Consider the following 20,632-nt stretch of genomic DNA (forward strand, 5'->3'; position numbering starts at 1 on the left):
GTGACCGAGACGTGCTGTGTATACTGGCGGACTTTATCGACCCCGGAACACGTCCAATGCAGGCTCTTTTGCAGTTCATCGAAAAATTCACCGAGTTTCTCGGCAACCATTATCTGCTCGCTCTCGCCTTTCTGGTGGTAGTGACCCTGCTGATCATTACTGAAGGTCGCAAGGCTGGAAAATCCATCACCACGCAACAGGCCACCAATCTGATCAATCGGGAGAATGCCCAGGTCGTCGATATCCGTCCCAAGAAAGATTATGCGGCTGGCCATATCGTCGACTCGATCAACATTCCCCATGACAGCCTGCCAACGCGTCTGGTAGAACTGGACAAGTACAAGGACAAGCCAATCATCCTGGTTTGCGCCAATGGTCAGCATGCCGGGGCTTACGCCAAACAGCTCAAGGCAGCCGGGCACAACAATGTGCACAGGCTGGTCGGGGGCATCAGCGGATGGCGAGCCGACAATCTTCCACTGGTGAAATGACATGTCTGAAGTAACTATCTATAGCAGCAACTATTGTCCTTTTTGCATTCGTGCCAAGCAGTTGCTGGACAGCAAGAAGATTCAGTACAAGGAAATCGTGGTTGACGGTCAGCCAGCGGTTCGGGCCGAAATGACTCGCCTTGCCGGCGGGCGCACATCGGTACCGCAGATCTGGATCAACGACACCTACGTGGGCGGTTGCGATCAACTGGTCGCCCTGGAACGCTCCGGCAAACTGGATTCCATGCTGGGCAAATAGTCCGGGAAAAGATCCCGCCGCTACAACATCAAAAACAACATACTTAAGGACCGAATATGGCCGACGACAACCAGAACAATCAAACTGCCAACGGCGCAGGCCAGGATCAGCCTGCCGTGCAGTTCAGCCTGCAGCGTATCTACGTCAAGGATCTTTCCTTCGAGTCGCCGAAGTCGCCGGCGGTGTTTCAGACTCAATGGAGCCCCAAGGTCAATCTTGATCTGAATACCCGCCACACCCAGCTTCAGGAAGGCATCCACGAAGTGGTGCTGAGCCTGTCCGCCACCGTGACCAACGGTGAAGATGAAGTCACCTTCATTGCTGAAGTACAGCAGGCGGGTATTTTCGCCATCACTGGTCTGGACGAAGCAGCGATGCGTCACACGCTCGGTGCCTTCTGCCCGAACATCCTGTTCCCCTATGCCCGCGAAGCGATCGACAGCCTGGTTGGCCGTGGCAGCTTCCCTCCCCTGATGTTGTCGCCGGTCAACTTCGACGCGCTGTACGCGCAGAACGAACAACGCCGTCAGCAGGAAGCCGCTGGTACCGCCTGACCCGGCAACCGCACAAGCGCCGATCGCGGTTGCGGTCGGCGTTATCACAACTCAGCGCTCCGCTTGTCAGCCCCGATACCTTGTTCTAAGGTAGGCCACCGCCCAACGCCTCGACGGATACAAGCATGACCCAACCCGCCTCCCGCCCGCTTTATCTGCTTTCCTTCATTCTGTGTCTCGTACTGCTAGCGGTTGCGTTGTACATGGAGCATGCAATGGGTCTTGAGCCCTGTCCGCTGTGTATCGTGCAGCGCGTAGTGTTCGTCATTCTCGGTCTGATCAGTCTCGCCGCGGTCTTGCACAACCCCGTTCCGACCACCACGACAGGCAAGCGGCCGGTGGCCGCGCGTGTCTATGGCCTACTGATCACAGTATCAGCCGCATTCGGCGTGGCTATCGCCGGTCGCCAGGTGTGGCTGCAGCATCAACCAGCGGACCAGCTACCTTCCTGCCTGCCAAGCCTCGACTACATGATGGACGTGCTGCCCTTTCAGGAAATGCTCCGCCTGGTATTCAGCGGCACCGCTGATTGTGCAGCGGTCACCTGGACATTCCTTGGCTTGAGCATCGCTGAATATACGTTGATCGCCTTCATCGGGTTTGTGCTGTTCGGTCTGCTGCAACTGCTGCGCAGGAATGATTAACCCAACAGACCCGACGCTTTACTGACACAAGCGCATAACAGCGTAGCGTGACGACAGATCTCCGGCAGTTTCAGCTCTTGATGCGGAAGACCGGAGTGGCCTATTCTGTTGCCACAATGATGAATCAAGCACTCCGGATCTCGGTCGCCGGTATGACGATCGCTCACTGAAGAGGTGTAAAAAATGCTGGACAGCTGCACTACAGCCCAGGAACGCTGGGGCGGTGTCAATGAAATGGTCGATCGCTGGCTGGCCGAGCGCAAACAAGTTGTCCTGGAGTTCACCGGTTTACGCGACCGCGCTCCGTCCGCAGCCCATCCCGAGCAGGCACTTGGCTCCTTTTGCACCATCCTGATTGACTATGTCTGCGCCGGTCACTTTGAAATCTACGAGCAGCTGACACGCGAGGCCGAGGAACTTCAGGACGTCCGCAGCCTGGATCTTGCAGGCCAGGTCTATCCCCGCATAGAAACCATTACCCAGGCCGCCCTGACGTTCAACGACCGATACGGCGACACCACCGATTTCGACGAAGAAACCATGCAGAAGGACCTCAAGGTGCTGGGCGGTTTACTGCACGAGCGCTTCGAACTCGAGGACTGCCTCATCGAAGTACTGCATAACTGCCATCAGGACATGCTCAGCGCCCCCGAAAAACTGGAGTAATTGTGACAGCCACTACCCAAGGCAAGAAATCTTCACGGGTGCCGACACCCTTGCACCTTTTGCAGACCCTGACCCGCACGCTCAATGAGCAACTGGGTGAAGCCTGCCAGCAAGCCGAGCATGACGCCGTCAAGGCACTGGAAAAACTCGAACGTCAGAAAGCCAAACTTGATGACAAGCTGACTGAGGCGCGCGAGAAACTGGCTGCGCGGCAGAGCGGCGAAGAGCATAAATCGGTTAACAAGGCTCAGAGCCGGGTTGATGAGCTGGAAGCTGCGCTAGTGGAATTGAGCGAAGCGCGTAACTCAGCCGATGCCTACGTCAAGCAGCTACGCCTGGATATCCGTCAGACATTGCGCCTGGCCAAGGGCTTCGAGCGGATCGACGGGCAAGTCAGCCAGGCGATTGAGAAACGCGACAATCCTGATCAGGCTCCGCCGCCGCGGCCACGCAGCGGGCCGCGCCGTGGACGCTCCAAGAACCCTGCCAAGAAGCCGGCCAGCGCCACTACCAACGCCTGAATAAACCGTGCTGGCGGCGTGCCTATAAGGGCGCCGCCAGTACTGCAAGCCGATCAAGCCGTCCACGGAGCGCGGCACTCAGTTCAATGCCCTGTGCATCGCAGCAGGCCGCAAGCTGCTCCTCCACAGAGTCGTCCCGCCTGATGTCCAACGCCTCCCCACGGTCATGGCTTGCCAGCCGTTCCAATTGCAAAAGCTCCGCCTCCAACTCGCAGCCCTTCACCTTTACATACAGATCGGCTGAATCTTCGCGTCCCTTGAGGAAGCGTCTGGCGGTTCGCAGCGGCGTGACGACCTGGGCCTGCCACGGCCAATGCCAATCGACAATAGCCTCCCACCGCGAGAACGAAGCCGCTTCGCGTCGCTGCCCAAGCCAACAGGCGTAGAGCAGCAACAACACATCACAGCCGTGATTATCCTGCAGGTCCAACAACAGCGGCTCGACCCCTGGCTGCTCATATACCCCCTCGGCAAACCGGCGCAACATCACGCCAGCTTCAACCTGTTGCAATTCGTTCATCCTCCCCCCTTAGAGCGGCTCGCCGTTGTTAGAACCTCTGAGACGCCGCCATCGCAACCACGGAACGGCTCACAGAGGCTGACGCGCTGATATACTCCCGCGCATGATCAAAATTGAATCCCTGACTCTTCAGCGCGGCGCCTTGCGTCTACTGGAAAGCGCCGACCTGACTTTACATCCGGGCCAGAAAGCCGGCTTGCTTGGTACAAATGGCGCCGGCAAATCAAGCCTTTTTGCGCTGTTCCGCGGCGAGCTCACGCCGGACGCTGGCAGTTGCACAATACCCGCCGATTGGCGCATTGCCCACATGCTCCAGGAAATAGACAACCTGGATCGCGTGGCGGTTGATTATGTGCTTGATGGAGACCAACGCCTGCGCGAGATCCAGCAACGACTGCAACGCGCCGAGGAGGAACATGACAACCATGCCCTTGGCATGCTCTACGCCGAGCTCGAATCGCATAACGGCTTCAGCGCCGATGCCCGCGCGCGAGTTCTGCTCGCCGGCCTGGGCTTCAGTTCCGAACAGTGCGAAGCCCGGGTAGGCGATTTCTCCGGCGGCTGGCGAATGCGACTGAACCTGGCGCAGGCACTGATGTGTCCGTCCGACCTGTTGCTGCTGGACGAGCCCACCAACCACCTGGATCTCGACGCCATTCTCTGGCTGGAGGACTGGCTCAGGGCTTACCAGGGCACACTGGTATTGATTTCCCACGACCGTGACTTCCTCGATGCAGTGGTTGAACATATCGTTCACGTCGAGAACAAGCAGCTCACTCTGTACCGGGGCGGGTACACGCAGTTCGAGCGCACCCGTGCCGAGCGCCTGACTCAACAGCAAGCCGCATTCGAGAAGCAGCAGGCGCAACGTGAACACATGGAAAAGTATATTGCCCGCTTCCGCGCACAGGCGACCAAGGCCAAGCAGGCGCAAAGCCGGCTGAAAGCGCTTGAACGCATGGAAACGCTGAGCCCGGCGCACCTCGACTCGCCGTTTTCTTTCAGCTTCCGCGAGGCTGACAAACAACCCAGTCCTCTGATCGATTTGCGCGAAGGCGTGCTGGGCTATGGCGAACAGGCCATTTTGCATCAGGTGAAGTTGCAGCTGGTGCCAGGCGCACGCATTGGTGTGCTGGGTCCGAATGGTGCCGGCAAGTCAACACTCATCAAAACGCTCGCCGGCAGCCTGGCGCTGATGGATGGCGAGCTGAAATCCAGCGAACATCTGGCGATCGGTTATTTCGCCCAGCATCAACTGGACAGCCTTGATTCGAAAGCCAGCCCGCTGCTACATATGGCGCGCATCGCGCCGCAGGAGCGCGAGCAATCATTGCGCAACTTCCTGGGTGGTTTTGACTTCCACGGCGCACGCGCAGAGGAACCGGTCTTGCATTTTTCCGGGGGCGAAAAAGCCCGACTGGCGCTGGCCTTGATTGCCTGGCAGAAACCCAATCTGCTATTGCTCGATGAGCCGACCAACCATCTGGACATGGAAATGCGCCACGCGTTGACGCTCGCCCTGCAGGGCTTCGAAGGCGCCATGTTGCTGGTGTCTCACGATCGGGCATTGATTCGCGATACCACCGACGAACTCTGGTTGGTCGCCGATGGCAGATTGCAGACGTACCAGGAAGATCTGGATACCTACACCCGCTGGCTAGCGCGGTTCCGACAGCAGCAAGCTGAGGACATCCGCATTGCCAACGCGCCAGCCGGTGCTCAACCCGACGAAGAACGGGTCGACGCCAAGACCCAGCGACGCCTCGCTGCTGAGGAACGCAAACGCCTGGCACCGCTCAGGAAACAGGTCGACAAGCTAGAGAAACAGATGGGCGAGGCGCAAGCTGAGCTGGCTGATATCGAAACCGGGCTGGCGAATAACGAGATTTACACGGCAGGCATGAAAGATCAGCTGAAGACGCTGCTGAGCCGACAGGCAGCCTGCCGACAAAAAATAGAACAACTGGAAGAGCAATGGCTGGAAGCAAGCGAAGAGCTCGAAAGCCATTCCGCCTGACCCTCTCATTTGAAAGGTAACCGCATGACGCTATGGATTGATGCTGACGCCTGCCCTCGCCCGGTTCGGGACATTGTGGTCAAGGCCGCAAGGCGCCGACAGATCGAGCTGGTGCTGGTCGCAAACAGCGCGCAGCAGCTTCCTCCCGGGCCAGGTGTGCGCCAGGTGATAGTGCCGAGCGGTCCTGACGTGGCCGACCAGTACATCATTGATCATTCACGCCCCGGCGATCTGGTCGTCACTGCAGACATTCCCCTGGCGGCCGGCCTGGTTGAACGCAAGGTAACCGCAATCAACCCCCGAGGCGAAATCTACGACGAATCAAGCGTCGGTGAACGTTTGGCAGTACGCAATCTCATGGACGAGCTACGCGGAGCCGGCCTGGCCGGTCGCAGTGGTCCAGCTCCCTATAACGACCGGGACAAGCAGGCCTTCGCCAATTCTCTGGACCGGCTGTTGTCCAGAATGTAATCAGTCGATTTCACACAGGCAGGACAGCGTATCCTGCCGGGTGATGTTGACCTTCCGACCGGCCAATAAAGCCTGGATTACCGGCTCGACAAAACTGCTCTCCTCGCTACAGCTCGCACCGTCACTATAAGGCCCTACATAGGCTAGACGGCCATCTGCTCCCCAGATCGCGACGGCTGGTGCTCCCGGCCAGGCGGACCACGCCTCCGGCATCGGCCAATAAGGCAACTGGCGTAACGCTTGCGGCAAGGCGTCCGCGCCACGCGCCCCTGAACGCGCAAACACCACCCCCTCGGCAGCAAAGCGCTCGGTCATGTCATTCACATAGGCCTGATGCCCGCCGTTGCAAGGGCAGCCGGACTGCCAGACATGCAGAACCTGCACGCGCGCCGCCTCAAACGGTGGAGACACCGGTATCCCGTCAAAGAATGCCGGACGCTCGAATATTCTTACGTAGCGACTCTCGTACCAGGTCAGCGCCCATACAAGCCCCGCCATCCAGCACGCCAACAGCAACACTACCAACAGATTGCGATGAACCTTTTTCATTCCTGGGTATCTCAAAAGGCCAGTAGAACTCGGTATGCAGTTCAAGCCTCACCCGATTGAGCGAAGCGCCGGGATTGCTGGCAAAATTCGTTGCGCTGGGGCGAGGATTTAACTGCCGACTTGGCCACATTTCCAAATTGAACCGATCCAGGACCCAATGGTCTGCTGGTATGGTTGTAATACCAAACGGATCCTAACCCGGATATTCGAAGTAGCCGGCCGCCCTCTGCCGGACAAGGACGATAGTCTCAGATGCCCGCAGCACTTGACCTCATCACATTGGGCGTAACCCTGTCGCTGGTTACCCTGTGCATGACGTTGCTATTGTCGATAGCGGCGTGGCATGCGGGTGCCGATAAAGGTCTGCGCCATTGGGCTGTCGGCAACTTCGCTCTGATGCTCGGCCTGCTCCTCAACACCAACCTCGATGTCGTCCACGATAGTCTTTCAGTTGTCATTGGCAACGGCCTGATGGCATTAGGCATCGGCGTATCATGGCTCGGCATCCGGGCGTTCAAGGGCTTGAGCCAACCACAGACCGGTCCGATTGCCGCTGCGGCGACAATGATAGTCCTCATGTCAATCTTCAGCTTTCAACAGGAAAGCTATGCAGCCCGTCTCGGCGTATCGTCAATCATACTCGCCGGCATGAGTATGCTCTGCGCCAGAGAATTGTTGATTCCGGCTGAGCGGCCGTTACGCACGGCTTACTGGTTTACTGGTGGCGTTGCCCTGTTCTGCGCTATCGGCCTGACCCTGCGCGCGCTGTCCAGCCTGAAACTGGGAGCAGATCACGTTGTGGTAAACAGTCCGATGCAGAGCGTGACACTACTCGGCGCCATGGTCGCCCAGATTGGCCTGGCCAGCGGTTTCATACTGATGACCCACTACCGCACCACGATGGCGCTGCACACTCTGTCCCAACGTGACGCACTGACTGACACGCTCAACCGGCGCAGCCTGCAGGAACAGGCGACCCGGGTCCTCCAGGTCGCGAGTGAGCAGTCATTCCCTGTAACCTTGCTGATGCTGGATGCCGATCACTTCAAACGCATCAATGACGAGTTCGGCCATCAGACCGGGGACGCCGCGCTCTGTCATATGGTAGCGCGCATCCGTCAACATATGCGCTCGAACGATTTGCTCGGCCGTTTCGGTGGCGAAGAGTTCATACTGATATTGCCCGGCCTTGATACCGAAAGCGCCAGACAGGTAGCCGAACGTATTCGCCTGGGTCTGTGCGACCAGCCGTGGCAGTCGGCCAGCGCACCGGTCAAGCTGAGCGCCAGCCTGGGTATCGCCTGCACCGACCAGCAAGGCTTCACTTTCGATACGCTGGTGGCTGCCGCCGACACTGCGCTGTATCGGGCCAAAGCACTGGGCCGCAACCGCGTCGAGCTGGCGCCAGAGCCCGCCGAAAATCTTCAGGATCAAATGGCATTACGCTTACTGTCTCAATTCCGTCATAATCTGGACGTATAAATGTCAACCAGATGGGCGCTTTGTCTGCGCCTCGGGAGTCCATGTGAGCTTTGCCAATACCAGTCGTCAGTACCCTCTCAGCCGTCCTCGCCGCCTGCGCCGCGATGATTTTTCGCGCCGGCTGGTGCGTGAGAACCAGCTGAGCACTGACGACCTGATCTACCCCGTATTCGTACTGGAAGGCACGCAACAGCGCGAACCGATCGCCTCGATGCCTGGCATCGAGCGACTGTCCATTGATCTGCTTCTGGAAGAAGCGGCCGAGATCGTCGAGCTAGGGATTCCTGCTCTTGCGCTGTTCCCCGTCACGCCCCTGGAGCGCAAATCCCTCGACGCCGCCGAAGCCTGGAATCCGGAAGGCCTGGCGCAACGCGCCACCCGTGCGCTGAAGGAACGCTTCCCTGAACTGGGCATCATCACCGACGTCGCACTCGACCCTTTTACCACGCATGGGCAGGACGGGATCATCGATGACAACGGCTACGTACAGAACGACATAACCATCGAAGCGCTGGTAAAACAGACGCTGTCGCATGCCGAAGCCGGTGCAGATATCGTCGCGCCCTCGGACATGATGGATGGCCGCGTGGGCGCCATGCGCCAGGCTCTGGAATCAGCCGGTCATGTTCACACCCGGATTCTTTCCTATTCTGCCAAGTATGCCAGCGCTTATTACGGCCCCTTCCGCGACGCTGTCGGCTCGGCCGGCAACCTCGGCAAGAGCAATAAGGCGACTTATCAGATGGATCCGGCCAACAGCAACGAGGCCCTCCAGGAAATCGCCGAGGATATGGCCGAAGGCGCCGACATGGTCATGATCAAGCCTGGCATGCCCTATCTGGACATCATTCGTCGGGTGAAGGATACCTTCGGCGTCCCCACCTTCGTCTATCAGGTGAGCGGCGAGTACGCCATGCACCAGGCCGCCATTGCCAACGGCTGGCTCAGCGATGCGGTGATTCTTGAATCACTGATCGGCTTCAAACGTGCCGGCGCCGACGCCATATTGACTTATTACGCCAAGACCGCAGCCCGCCAGTTACGCGAGCGCAGCTAAGAGGAAATGATGCAGCAGCCCAACCGCGCACGCGAAGATGATCCGATTGCCGCGTCCGATCACACCCCGCAGGACAGCTTTGTTATTCCGGAGTCCGAGAGCGACGAGACGCGCCTGATGCCAGTTGTAGAGCCGGCAGCGCCGACCCCCTTTGCGGCTGATATCAACGCGCCGGAACTGTTTATCCATCGCGAGTTGTCGCAGCTGCAGTTCAATATCCGTGTCCTGGAACAGGCGCTCGATGAGTCCTATCCGCTACTTGAGCGGCTGAAGTTCCTGCTTATCTTCTCCGGCAACATGGATGAATTTTTCGAAATCCGTGTGGCAGGCCTGAAGAAACAGATTACCTTCGCCCGTGAACAGACCGGTCCCGACGGGCTGCAACCGCAGCAGGTGCTGAGCCGGATCAGCGAGCTGGCTCACGAGCAGGTCAGCCGTCAGTACTCGATTCTCAACGACGTGCTACTGCCCCAGCTGGCTGCGGAGGGCATCCGCTTCGTACGCAGGCATCAGTGGACCCACAAGCAGACCATGTGGGTACGGCGGTATTTTCGTCAGGAAGTAGCGCCGATCATTAGCCCCATCGGGCTGGACCCCACGCACCCATTCCCGTTGCTGGTGAACAAGAGTCTCAACTTCATCTGCCAGCTTGAAGGGACGGATGCCTTCGGCCGCGATTCCGGCCTGGCGATCATTCCGGCCCCGCGCTCCCTGCCCCGGCTTATCCGCCTGCCGCAGGAACTGTCCACCGGAGAGGACGACTTCGTGTTCCTCTCCTCGGTCATCCACGCACATGCCGATGATCTGTTTCCCGGCATGAAGGTGCTGGGTTGCTATCAGTTCCGCCTGACGCGCAACGCGGACTTGATCGTGGATCCCGACGAGGTGGATGATCTGGCGCGCGCTCTACGTGGCGAGCTTTTATCACGCCGCTACGGCGATGCAGTGCGTCTCGAAGTCGCCAGCAATTGCCCGAAACCTTTGACTGATTTCCTGCTCAAGCAATTCGGCTTGACTGATCAGGAGCTGTATCAGGTCCAGGGTCCGGTCAATCTGACCCGGCTGTTCTCGGTCACGGCGCTGGAAAATCATCCGGAATTGCAATTCCCGCCGTTCAGCTCTGGCCTGCCGAAGATATTGTCCAGTGCGGACAACCTGTTCCAGGCAATCAGCAAGCAGGACATTCTGTTGCTGCATCCCTACGAATCCTTCAGCCCGGTAACCGATCTGTTGCGCCAGGCGGCGCAGGATACCAACGTATTGGCGATCAAACAGACGCTGTATCGCACCGGGGCGAACTCGGAAATCGTCAACGCGCTGGTGGAAGCAGCCCGCAACGGCAAGGAAGTCACCGTGGTGATCGAGCTGCGTGCGCGTTTTGACGAGGAATCGAACCTGCAGCTGGCAAGCCGCTTGCAACAGGCCGGAGCCGTAGTGATCTACGGCGTGGTGGGTTACAAGACGCACGCCAAAATGATGCTTATTTTGCGCCGTGAAGACCGCATCCTGCGCCGCTACGCGCATATGGGAACGGGTAACTACCACGCAGGAAACGCCCGGCTATATACCGATTACAGCATTCTGACGTCCGACCTGGCGATGACCGAAGACGTACACAAGCTGTTCAACCAGCTGATCGGAATGGGCAAGATGCTGCGCATGAAGAAGCTCCTGCAGGCACCTTTCACGCTGAAGAAGCGTTTGCTGGAGCTGATCAACCGCGAAACGCTGGCGGCCCAGGCCGGCAAGCCTGCGCATGTCATCGCCAAGGTCAATTCGCTGACGGACGCCAAGATCATCAAGGCAATGTACAAGGCGTCACAGTCCGGGGTAAAAATCGACCTGATCGTGCGCGGCATGTGTTGTCTGCGTCCCGGCATTCCGGGCGTGTCGCATAACATCACAGTGCGCTCAATTATCGGTCGCTTCCTTGAGCACAGCCGCGTGTATTACTTTCTGAATGGAGGGGTCGAGCAGGTGTGGTTGTCCAGTGCGGATCTGATGGAGCGCAACCTCGATCACCGTGTGGAAACCTGTTTCCCGCTCGAGGGCAAAAAGCTGGTTACACGAGCCAAGCAGGAACTGCAGGTATTTCTGACTGACAATACCCAGAGCTGGATCCTGCAACCGGACGGCACCTATGTGCGCAGCACGCCGACCGGTAACCAGATCCCGCGCAGCGCGCAGAGCGCGCTGCTGGAAAAACTCAGCAACTCGCCTCAACGCACCGTCAGCGTATAACCCACCTTGGCCCAGAACTGCGCTTCCTGATCGAAGTCAGCCTGGGTCAACGGATTGCGATCCAGCCAGCCAGACGGAAACTCCAGTACCAGAAAATCGTCCCCGGCCTGCACCTTGAGCGCCGGCATTTCCTGATAGCCACGGATATGGTGATAGAGGATAGCCAGACGCAGCAGCATGCACAGCCGCAGCATCAGTACACTTTCCTCACCGAATTCACTGAGTCGCTCCTTACCGGGCAGACTGCGCTTCTGCGCGCGAATAAGCAGGGCAAGAGCGTGCTGCTCCTGACGTGAGAACCCGGCCAGATCGGAATGCGCCAGCAAATAAGCGCCGTGCTTGTGATATTGGTTGTGCGCGATGCCCTTGCCCACTTCGTGCAGGCGTGCCGCCCAACCCAGCAGGTCGGCGTGCTTGGCGTCCTCAAGCCCCCAGGCTTCGGCAACCTTGCCGAGCAAACTCATTGCCTTGCGTTCGACACGGCAAGCCTGACCTGGATCGACGTGGTAACGCTCTGCCAGCGCACTAAGGGTACGTTCCCTGACATCCTCATGGCGGTGCCGGCCTAACAGGTCATATAGCACACCTTCGCGCAGCGCGCCCTCGGAATGCCCCATGCGGTCAACATCCAACGCGTCAAAGATCGCTTCGAGGATAGCCACGCCAGCCGGCAGGATAGGACGACGATCACTCTTCAGCCCCGGCAGCGATAACTTGTCGACATCGCCCACCTTGATCAGCTTGCGCTTGAGACGCTGCAGGCCTTCACGGGTGACATCTCCCTGCCCCTGCCCGGCGGCCTGTAGACATTGGCCGATAGAGCGGATAGTACCGGAGGCGCCAACCGCTTCCCGCCACTCCAGGCGCTGAATGTTCTGCTCGATCTGCATCAGATCAAGGCGCGCAAGCGTATAGGCGCGGGAGTAGTTGCTGGCGGAGATGTTGCCGTCGGCGAAGAATTTGCGGGTGTAACTGACGCAGCCAATCGGCAGACTTTCACGCAGCAGCGTCTCGAAACGTTCGCCTACTATGAACTCCGTACTGCCCCCACCAATGTCAACCACCAGACGCTTGCCTTCGTCATCGGACAAGGTGTGCGCAACACCGAGATAAATCAGCCGTGCTTCTTCCCGCCCGGAAATCACATCCACCTGATGTCCAAGCAGCTGCTGCACCTGATTGATGAACTGGCTTCGGTTACGCGCATCGCGCAGCGCGCTGGTGCCAACTATTCTCACGGCGCCAACCGGCAACCCGTTGATCATCTGAGCAAAACGCCTGACGCAGTCGAGCCCTCGCTGCATGGCATCGTCGTCTAGTTCACGCTCCTCGTTAAGTCCCGCCGCCAACTGAACCTTCTCGCCCAGCCGCTCGAGGATACGCATCTCGCCGTGCTCAACCCGGGCCAGCGCCATGTGGAAACTGTTCGAACCCAGATCAATCGCGGCCACCAGCGGAAAATCGGACCTTTGCTTGTTTGCCATGCGGCACCTCGGATTGTCGTCTGCGAATTCTAGCATCCCGAACTGTGCTTTTGCCCGGCCGGCGATCACGTCAAGAGATCTAACCCGCTGGCTTTTGCTATGTCGCAGGGTGGTGCTATCATGTCTGCCATTCCTGCCTGCTTACTAAAAACTCCCTGGAGAGACTCATGAGTGATTTGATCGTGCATGTCACCGATAGCAGCTTCGAAACTGAAGTGCTTAAGGCAGATAGCCCCGTGTTGGTCGATTACTGGGCTGAGTGGTGTGGCCCATGCAAGATGATCGCCCCGGTTCTGGATGAAATCGCCAAGGACTACGATGGCAAACTCAAGATTTGCAAACTGAACATCGATGAAAACACCGACACCCCACCCAAGTATGGCGTGCGCGGCATCCCGACTCTCATGCTGTTCAAGGATGGCAATGTAGAAGCGACCAAGGTCGGTGCTCTGTCCAAGTCTCAGTTGTCGGCATTTCTTGATAGCAACATCTGATGTTCACACTCCCTGGACTTTTCGGTCCAGGGAGGGTTTTTTCTCTGCGTTTTCTCTAGACGCAACCGTGTTGCAGTGCTAGATTTGCATTCCAACTCCCTGTCGCCCCCCGCGGCAATGGCTTCCCTACTTCAGCCAAATCCATCGCCCCATCCTCACGTGGCGGCCTGTTACTAACCGTCCTGCCGAAAGACATCATACTCATCGAACCTATGAACCTGACCGAACTTAAACAAAAACCAATTACCGAACTGTTAGAAATTGCCGACCAGATGGGCCTCGAAAATATGGGCCGATCGCGGAAGCAGGATGTCATCTTCGGCATTCTGAAGAAGCACGCCAAAAGTGGTGAAGATATCCATGGCGATGGTGTTCTGGAAATTCTGCAAGACGGTTTTGGTTTCCTTCGATCGGCTGACTCCTCCTATCTTGCCGGGCCGGACGATATATATGTTTCCCCAAGCCAGATTCGCCGTTTCAATCTGAGAACCGGTGATTCGATCGCTGGCAAAATTCGCCCTCCCAAGGATGGTGAACGGTATTTCGCGCTGCTCAAGGTTGATTCGATCAACTTCGACCGCCCGGAAAATACCAAGAACAAGATCCTTTTTGAAAACCTGACGCCCCTTTTCCCTGATGACCGATTGAAGATGGAAGCCGGTAACGGTTCCACTGAAGATCTCATGGCGCGGATTATTGATCTGTGTGCGCCCATCGGCAAGGGCCAGCGGGGGTTGCTGGTCGCACCGCCGAAAGCCGGTAAGACGCTGATGTTGCAGAACATCGCCTCGAACATCGCGCGAAACAATCCCGAGTGCCACCTGATTGTTCTGCTGATTGACGAGCGTCCGGAAGAAGTGACCGAGATGCAGCGCACCGTACGCGGTGAAGTGGTTGCCTCTACATTTGACGAGCCACCCAGTCGTCACGTGCAGGTCGCCGAGATGGTGATCGAGAAGGCCAAGCGTCTGGTTGAGCACAAGAAGGATGTCATCATTCTGCTCGACTCGATTACCCGTCTGGCCCGCGCCTACAACACCGTGATCCCGAGCTCCGGCAAGGTTCTCACTGGTGGTGTTGACGCCCACGCCCTGGAAAAGCCCAAGCGTTTCTTCGGCGCTGCGCGCAACATCGAGGAAGGCGGCAGCCTGACCATCATTGCTACCGCACTGGTTGATACCGGCTCGAAGATGGACGAAGTGATCTACGAGGAATTCAAGGGCACCGGCAACATGGAGATCCACCTGGATCGCAAGATTGCCGAGAAGCGCGTCTTCCCCGCTATCAACATCAACCGTTCCGGTACCCGCCGCGAAGAGCTGCTGACCAGCGAAGACGAGTTGCAGCGGATGTGGATCCTGCGCAAGATCCTGCACTCCATGGACGAAATCGCTGCGATCGAATTCCTGCTGGATCGTCTGAAGGACACCAAGACCAACGACGAATTCTTCCAGTCCATGAAGCGCAGCAAGAACTAAACTGCCGCGCATGCTTCAGACGGGCCCTTTTCAGGCCCGCCTGAAGCTAACTGGCCCCCCTCCCACGAGCAGCAACATCACTCCTTGAATTGCCGCTTGCAGATTGAGGCATAAAGCTCAGATGCAGTATTCCGACCTCCGTGATTTCATCAAGGGCCTGGAAGAGCGCGGTGAGCTCAAGCGTATCCAGACGCCCGTCTCCCCCGTGCTCGAAATGACCGAGATTTGCGACCGCACCCTGCGCAAGGCCGGCCCCGCTCTGCTGTTTGAAAACCCGACCGGGTTTGATATGCCGGTACTGGGCAATCTGTTCGGCACCCCCGAGCGGGTGGCGCTGGGCATGGGCGCTGACGATGTCAGCGAATTGCGTGAAATCGGCAAGCTGTTGGCGTTTCTCAAGGAGCCTGATCCGCCGAAAGGCCTCAAGGATGCCTGGTCCAAGCTGCCGATCTTCAAGAAGGTCATTTCCATGGCCCCCAAGGTGCTGCGTGACGGCCCTTGCCAGGCGGTGGTCCTGGAAGGCGACGATGTCGATCTCGGAGCGATACCGGTCCAGACCTGCTGGCCTGGCGACGCCGGGCCCTTGATAACCTGGGGGCTGGTGGTCACCAAAGGCCCGAACAAGGAACGTCAGAACCTGGGCATTTATCGCCAGCAGGTCATAGGTCGCAACAAGGTCATCATGCGCTGGCTTAGCCACCGCGGGGGCGCGCTGGACTTCAAGGAATGGTGTGATAAACATCCCGGCCAGCCCTTTCCGGTTGCGGTGGCGCTCGGTGCCGATCCGGCGACCATCCTTGGCGCGGTAACACCTGTTCCTGACAGTCTTTCAGAATACGCTTTTGCCGGTTTGCTGCGTGGCCAGCGCACCGAGCTGGTCAAGTGCCGCGGCTCGGACCTTCAGGTCCCAGCCGGTGCCGAAATCGTTCTTGAAGGGGTTATCCATCCAGGCGAAATGGCCGAAGAAGGACCTTTTGGCGATCACACGGGTTATTACAACGAGGTGGACCGCTTTCCCGTGTTTACCGTCGAGCGTATTACGCGCCGCGAGAAGCCTATCTACCACAGCACCTATACCGGCCGCCCGCCGGATGAACCGGCTATTCTGGGCGTGGCGCTAAACGAGGTGTTTGTACCTATCCTGCAAAAGCAGTTTCCCGAAATTACCGACTTCTACCTGCCGCCGGAAGGCTGCTCGTATCGCATGGCCGTCGTCTCGATGAAGAAACAGTACCCGGGCCATGCAAAGCGCGTGATGCTTGGCGTCTGGTCATTCCTGCGTCAGTTCATGTACACCAAGTTCGTCATCGTTACCGATGACGACATCAATATTCGTGACTGGAACGATGTGATCTGGGCGATTACCACGCGCATGGATCCGAAGCGTGACACGGTGATGATCGACAACACACCCATCGATTATCTCGATTTCGCATCGCCCGTATCGGGTCTCGGTAGCAAGATGGGGCTGGATGCCACCAATAAATGGCCCGGCGAAACGACCCGCGAATGGGGCGTCGCAATCAGTCAGGATCCGGCTGTTGTACAGCGCGTCGATGCAATCTGGGCCGAGTTGGGAATCGATACATGAAGGTAACGCTGCAGCCCTCAGGCCACGTTCTGGAGCTATGGCCCGGTGAACGCATCCTTGATGCCGCCAGGCGCCTGGGCTTCGATGTCCCGCAAAGCTGCCGAAACGGGAATTGCCATATCTGCGCCGCCAACCTTATCAGCGGAACCGTCCGCAAGACCGGCGCCGATACTCCGCAGCACAGCGGCGAGCTTTACACCTGCGTGACAGAGCCGCTGAACGATTGCGAACTGTACTGGGAAAACGTGCTGGGGCCGGGCGAGTTGCCGCTGCGTAATCTGTCTTGCCAACTTATCGATGCCGAGCTGCTGAGCGGCGACGTCTGGCGGATCCGGCTGCGCCCGCCGGCGGGTAAGCCGCTACGCTACCATGCCGGCCAGTACCTGCTGCTGGAGCGCCCGGACGAACAGGCCTCGGCCTTTTCCATCGCCTCGGAAGCCGGCGAAGATCGTCTGATTGAGCTGCATATCCTGGTGCGTGAGCATTCCGCCTGGGCCTTGGTGGAACACATTCGCCGCGAGCGCATGGCGCGCGTGAAGATACCCTTTGGTGACGCGCATCTGGCCGATCTGCCTGACCGCCCGTTGGTGATGATCGCTGCCGGTACCGGCCTGGCGCAAATGCAGAGCATGATCCAGCACAGTATTCGTATCGGGTTCGAGCATCCCATCCATCTGTACTGGGGCGTACGCAGTGCAGCTGATTTTTACCAGGCGCCGTATTGGCAGCAATGGCAGGCTGAACCAAACATTTATCTGCACAAAGTCGTCAGTGACGATCCGGGCTGGTCAGGTCGTCAGGGCTTGTTGCCTGAGGCGGTGTGTGAAGATCTGTCTGATCTGGAACGCTATGAGTTCTATGTCAGCGGCTCGCCCGGGATGGTCTATGCGACCCTGGACGCACTGACGGCAGCGGGCATGCCGGAGCAACGGATGCATTCCGATGTATTTGCCTACGCTCCACGCGGCTGAGGGGAAGCTTCAGCTGCGCCGACGTCCGCGCCGCAGACCTGCCAGAGCAAGCAATATCAGCAACGCCACCAACAATAGCCCAACAGTCGCCAGCGTCACCGGGTAGCGCTGAGTCAGGCGGTCGAATATCGCTTGGTTCGGCTCCTGCGGGTCAATTGCCAGGGCGACCCGATCGCCTTCGGCAAGCTCATTCAGCCCGCTCAAGGCATCCAGCATGCCCACCGGAATGAATACCAGATACTGACTCGCCTGCCAGCGGTAACGAACGCCAAGCTCACGCACCTCACCAAGCCACTCGCCAGGCACCGAGCGCTCCGTTACCACGGTCGCCTCGACTGGCTGATAACCAATACGTTGGCGGCTTTCCCACGAGCCGACCAGCAGCAAGAACACCACCAGAATGATCAGCCCACGGCGTACCGCACGCCGCACAATGGCGGCGGAATCCTGTTGCTGGAGCATATGCGTTTATTCCGCCGTACTGTTGCTCAGTTGCGGCAAGGGCAGCGCTGGCAGATCATGCATCATCAGTCCGAAGCCCTTGCGCTGTACCAGCTGACTCGCCACATCATCACCCATATGCTCCAGCAATCGCACCAGCTCGGCGCATGTCTGAATATCCGGCTTGCTGGCAAAACTCGCCTCAAGATAGGTTCGCGCTTTGCCCCACAGATTGTTGCGCAACGCCAACCGGCCCAGCGCCAGCAGCAACGTGGCATCGTGTGGATGCTGCGCCAGCCACTGCTCAGCCGTCGCCAGTTGCCGTGCCGGCTCCTTACCGGAAACCAGCCCGTAGTGATGAACAAGACGATCATTGAAGGCATGCTTCAGCGCGCTGCGCAGCACCTCCTCCGCCCGGGCACCATCACCCATGGCATGGAGCTGCAGCGCGTACACTTCAACCAGTCTCGGATCCTGGCGCAGCTGTTTCGGCATCTGCTGCCAGATCTCGTTGAGCGGATTGCCCTGCCCGGGCTCGTGGTGAATACCGCGCAGCCCCGCCTGCGTCAGCAGTTCGGTATACACGCGATATTCGAGCAATTTCAACTCTTCCGGCCGCAGCACCTCATGCTTGCGCAACTCGGGCAACAGTTGCTGCAAGCGCTGCCAATCCTCAAGGCGGGCATACAGCTGGCTCATCAGTTTCAACGCATAAAGATGCCGAGGGTGGTCCTTGCGGACGCGCGTCAGGGTAGCCAATGCCTGCTCCAGCTGACCGCGCGCCATCTGTAGCTGTGCCTGGGTCACCGCAATGGCAACTTCAGCGCGGGGTGTTGTCTCGTAGGCTTCACGCAGCAGGTTGTCACACTCGGTGAAATCCTCCAGCTCATTGGCGGCGCGGGCAGCAGCGAGATAATTGATCAGTGGCTGTTCTGCATGGGGCGCGGAACGCTTGAGCAGGCGCAATGAATTGGACCAATGCCCCTCGGCAAACTCGAGCAGCCCACGGGTGGTTACCACACCAGCACGACGATGCCGGTTGTGCTGCGACCAGGGATTGATCCGTCTACCCGATGCGCCGAGCAGCCGGAACACTGTGCGCAGCAGCGCAACGAGCAGCCAGAGCCCGATGATGAAAGCGACGCCTACCCAGACACTGGTCTCAATGGAGAGATTGCGCCAGGCAATCAGCAGGTAGCCTGGATCTTCCGCCACCGCCATGCCAAGTACGGCAGCCACCAGCAGTACGATGAGGATGGCAATGTAGCTTTTACTCATTGCCGCTCTCCCCTGCGTTGTCGCCACTCTCTCCACTGCCGTCGCGCTGACCATTGGACTGGCTTCGGCGGCTCTGCATGTAGGTTGCCAGGGCTTGCTGAACGGGTGCTATATCCGGCGGGTCGAGCGAGATGTCCTGTTCGGCCACATTCGCCAGCTGCTCTCGCAGCGAATTGACCTCGGGATTGTCGCCTTCAAAGAAGCGCTGTAGTACCGAGTCGGCCTGTTCGAGGCTGGACTGGAATATCTCGGCTTCGCCCCGTAAGGCGGCCCATTGCGCCTGCTCGATAGCCAGCTGAAGCGTGCGCCGGACCCGGTTCATTTCCGCTGCAGTAAGTTGCGGAGTGATGACCTTGCCGCGTTGAAAATCAACCCGCACGTAGCGCTCGAGACGCGCCATGACCCGATCGAAGCGGCTTGCCTCGGGGTCGGAGCTGGTGGCGCTCTGCTCGTCCGGACTGAATTCACGTACCGGCAGGGCAACGATATCGTTTACCCGATCACGCAATGCCGCAAGCCGTAGATAGACACCCGGACGGTCGATTTCCGGCAGGCTTTCCAGCTGCGTCTGGAACCGTGCAAGCTCTTCACGCACGGCAAAAACGCCGCTGTCCGGCTGCTCTCGGAGGATCCGATCGACCAGTTGCAATAATTCGCCGGCGGACTCGACATCCTGCGCTGCCAGTAGACGTAGCGATGCCAGCCGGAGCATGTATTCCGCTTCGTCCAGCTTCCAGTCGGCGTTAGTATCGCCACGCATTTCCTCAAGCTGTTGGGACAGTGCCTGTTGGCTACGCTGCAGATCTGCTGCCAGCCGCCGCGTTTCGTCGACCTCCGCACTGGACGGAAGATCCTGCAACTGCTGTTGCATCTGTTCGCGCACCTGGCGGAGCGATTGTTCCTGATCGGCGGCCAGTTGATCAAACCGTGCATCCAGCGTCGCGGAAACATCCGGCTCCGATTGCTGTTGATACCACTGCCAGCCGCTCAGGCCCAGCGCGCCCAGAGCGACCAACAGCGCCAGAGCCGAAAGCCCACGTCCGCCCCCGGAGCCGGACGTTGAAGTATCGCGCGGCTTGACCGGTGGCGGCTTGCCAGCCCCGACATCCTTTGGCCTGGTCGTGGATCCGGTGGGCTTGGCTGCGCCGGGCTTGTCCGTGGCAGGCTTGTCCGTCTGGGAGGGCTCGGTCTTAGCGGCGCCTGTTTTGCCAGGTTCCGTTGTGGGAGCGGCCGTAACAGGCGGCTCGGGAGCCGCAGTGGGCGCTGCCGCTTCGCCCGGAGCAGATACGCTGGGCTGGCTGGTTCCGGTCGCAGATTCACCGGGTTTTCCGGTTGTCGTGGCTTGTGACGCGTCTGGCTTGTTTGTCCCGGCTTCATCGTTCCGGTCGTTCTTGTCAGGTACTGTCGGTTCCACGCTATTCCC

21 protein-coding genes are annotated in these 20,632 nt (G+C 58.8%); 15 read left to right on the forward strand and 6 right to left on the reverse strand.

Features of this window, described 5'->3' with window-relative positions; all coding sequences use genetic code 11:
* Positions 1-56 precede the first annotated feature (56 nt).
* The 6 genes from G3M63_RS02990 (at position 57) to G3M63_RS03015 (ending at position 3,135) form a co-directional block, all read left to right on the forward strand.
* Entirely contained in the window at positions 57-491 is a 435-nt protein-coding gene (locus G3M63_RS02990; protein WP_150301781.1) for a rhodanese-like domain-containing protein, read from the forward strand.
* Between the two features lies 1 nt (position 492).
* A complete protein-coding gene (gene grxC, locus G3M63_RS02995) occupies positions 493-750 on the forward strand; it encodes a glutaredoxin 3 (RefSeq protein WP_150301780.1) in 258 nt (85 codons plus the stop codon).
* A gap of 56 nt (positions 751-806) precedes the next feature.
* Positions 807-1,304: a protein-export chaperone SecB gene (gene secB / locus G3M63_RS03000; protein ID WP_150301779.1), complete on the forward strand. Its 498-nt coding sequence runs from the start codon at positions 807-809 to the stop codon at positions 1,302-1,304.
* A gap of 125 nt (positions 1,305-1,429) precedes the next feature.
* Positions 1,430-1,948, forward strand: a complete 519-nt coding sequence (locus tag G3M63_RS03005) for a disulfide bond formation protein B (protein WP_150301778.1) — start codon at positions 1,430-1,432, stop codon at positions 1,946-1,948.
* A gap of 183 nt (positions 1,949-2,131) precedes the next feature.
* A complete protein-coding gene (gene rsd / locus G3M63_RS03010; RefSeq protein ID WP_150301777.1) occupies positions 2,132-2,614 on the forward strand; it encodes a sigma D regulator in 483 nt (160 codons plus the stop codon).
* 2 nt (positions 2,615-2,616) lie between these two features.
* Positions 2,617-3,135 carry an AlgP family protein gene (locus G3M63_RS03015; RefSeq protein WP_150301776.1) on the forward strand — a complete coding sequence of 173 codons (519 nt, stop codon included), beginning with the start codon at positions 2,617-2,619 and terminating at the stop codon, positions 3,133-3,135.
* Positions 3,136-3,157: 22 nt separating this feature from the next.
* Here G3M63_RS03015 and G3M63_RS03020 read toward each other — a convergent pair whose 3' ends face one another.
* Positions 3,158-3,655: a TIGR02444 family protein gene (locus G3M63_RS03020; protein WP_150301775.1), complete on the reverse strand. Its 498-nt coding sequence runs from the start codon at positions 3,653-3,655 to the stop codon at positions 3,158-3,160.
* 103 nt (positions 3,656-3,758) lie between these two features.
* On the opposite strand from G3M63_RS03020, the gene G3M63_RS03025 reads away from it, so the two are divergent.
* Together G3M63_RS03025 and G3M63_RS03030 are read left to right on the forward strand one after the other, a co-directional pair.
* Positions 3,759-5,672, forward strand: a complete 1,914-nt coding sequence (locus tag G3M63_RS03025) for an ATP-binding cassette domain-containing protein (protein ID WP_163981830.1) — start codon at positions 3,759-3,761, stop codon at positions 5,670-5,672.
* Positions 5,673-5,696: 24 nt separating this feature from the next.
* On the forward strand, positions 5,697-6,143 hold the full coding sequence (locus G3M63_RS03030) for a YaiI/YqxD family protein (protein ID WP_150301773.1): 447 nt from the start codon (positions 5,697-5,699) through the stop codon (positions 6,141-6,143).
* Here the strand turns inward: G3M63_RS03030 and G3M63_RS03035 are convergent, their stop codons facing one another.
* Positions 6,144-6,692: a DUF6436 domain-containing protein gene (locus tag G3M63_RS03035; RefSeq protein WP_150301772.1), complete on the reverse strand. Its 549-nt coding sequence runs from the start codon at positions 6,690-6,692 to the stop codon at positions 6,144-6,146.
* A 252-nt stretch (positions 6,693-6,944) separates the two neighbouring features.
* Here G3M63_RS03035 and G3M63_RS03040 point away from each other — a divergent pair, with 252 nt between their 5' ends.
* From G3M63_RS03040 to ppk1, 3 genes are read left to right on the forward strand one after another with little or no spacing between them, the layout of a single operon-like run.
* Entirely contained in the window at positions 6,945-8,174 is a 1,230-nt protein-coding gene (locus tag G3M63_RS03040) for a GGDEF domain-containing protein (protein ID WP_150301771.1), read from the forward strand.
* Between the two features lie 43 nt (positions 8,175-8,217).
* Positions 8,218-9,231, forward strand: a complete 1,014-nt coding sequence (hemB, locus tag G3M63_RS03045) for a porphobilinogen synthase (RefSeq protein WP_163981831.1) — start codon at positions 8,218-8,220, stop codon at positions 9,229-9,231.
* Between the two features lie 9 nt (positions 9,232-9,240).
* Entirely contained in the window at positions 9,241-11,472 is a 2,232-nt protein-coding gene (gene ppk1 / locus G3M63_RS03050) for a polyphosphate kinase 1 (RefSeq protein ID WP_150301769.1), read from the forward strand.
* Here ppk1 and ppx read toward each other — a convergent pair.
* Positions 11,451-12,956: an exopolyphosphatase gene (gene ppx / locus G3M63_RS03055; RefSeq protein WP_150301768.1), complete on the reverse strand. Its 1,506-nt coding sequence runs from the start codon at positions 12,954-12,956 to the stop codon at positions 11,451-11,453. The two genes, ppk1 and ppx, sit on opposite strands and share 22 nt — an antisense overlap.
* 167 nt (positions 12,957-13,123) lie before the next feature.
* Here ppx and trxA point away from each other — a divergent pair, with 167 nt between their 5' ends.
* From trxA to G3M63_RS03075, 4 genes are all read left to right on the forward strand, one after another.
* Positions 13,124-13,450, forward strand: a complete 327-nt coding sequence (trxA, locus tag G3M63_RS03060) for a thioredoxin TrxA (protein ID WP_150301767.1) — start codon at positions 13,124-13,126, stop codon at positions 13,448-13,450.
* A 212-nt stretch (positions 13,451-13,662) separates the two neighbouring features.
* Positions 13,663-14,928, forward strand: coding sequence for a transcription termination factor Rho (gene rho / locus G3M63_RS03065; RefSeq protein ID WP_150301766.1), 1,266 nt, complete (start codon positions 13,663-13,665; stop codon positions 14,926-14,928).
* Positions 14,929-15,049: 121 nt separating this feature from the next.
* The gene (gene ubiD / locus G3M63_RS03070; RefSeq protein ID WP_163981832.1) at positions 15,050-16,519 is read left to right on the forward strand and encodes a 4-hydroxy-3-polyprenylbenzoate decarboxylase; all 1,470 of its coding nucleotides are present in this window, start codon (positions 15,050-15,052) and stop codon (positions 16,517-16,519) included.
* Entirely contained in the window at positions 16,516-17,490 is a 975-nt protein-coding gene (locus G3M63_RS03075) for a 2Fe-2S iron-sulfur cluster-binding protein (RefSeq protein WP_163981833.1), read from the forward strand. The genes ubiD and G3M63_RS03075 overlap by 4 nt, the downstream gene beginning before the upstream one ends.
* A gap of 9 nt (positions 17,491-17,499) precedes the next feature.
* On the opposite strand, the gene G3M63_RS03080 is transcribed toward G3M63_RS03075, so the two are convergent.
* From G3M63_RS03080 to G3M63_RS03090, 3 genes are read right to left on the reverse strand one after another with little or no spacing between them, the layout of a single operon-like run.
* On the reverse strand, positions 17,500-17,952 hold the full coding sequence (locus G3M63_RS03080) for a DUF3592 domain-containing protein (protein ID WP_163981834.1): 453 nt from the start codon (positions 17,950-17,952) through the stop codon (positions 17,500-17,502).
* Between the two features lie 6 nt (positions 17,953-17,958).
* A complete protein-coding gene (locus G3M63_RS03085) occupies positions 17,959-19,209 on the reverse strand; it encodes a heme biosynthesis HemY N-terminal domain-containing protein (RefSeq protein ID WP_163981835.1) in 1,251 nt (416 codons plus the stop codon).
* Positions 19,202-20,623, reverse strand: a complete 1,422-nt coding sequence (locus G3M63_RS03090) for a uroporphyrinogen-III C-methyltransferase (RefSeq protein WP_163981836.1) — start codon at positions 20,621-20,623, stop codon at positions 19,202-19,204. The genes G3M63_RS03085 and G3M63_RS03090 overlap by 8 nt, the downstream gene beginning before the upstream one ends.
* Between the last annotated feature and the right edge of the window lie 9 nt (positions 20,624-20,632).

It is taken from the genome of Pseudomonas sp. OIL-1, from assembly GCF_010669185.1.
Classification (GTDB): Bacteria; Pseudomonadota; Gammaproteobacteria; order Pseudomonadales; family Pseudomonadaceae; genus Halopseudomonas; species Halopseudomonas profundi.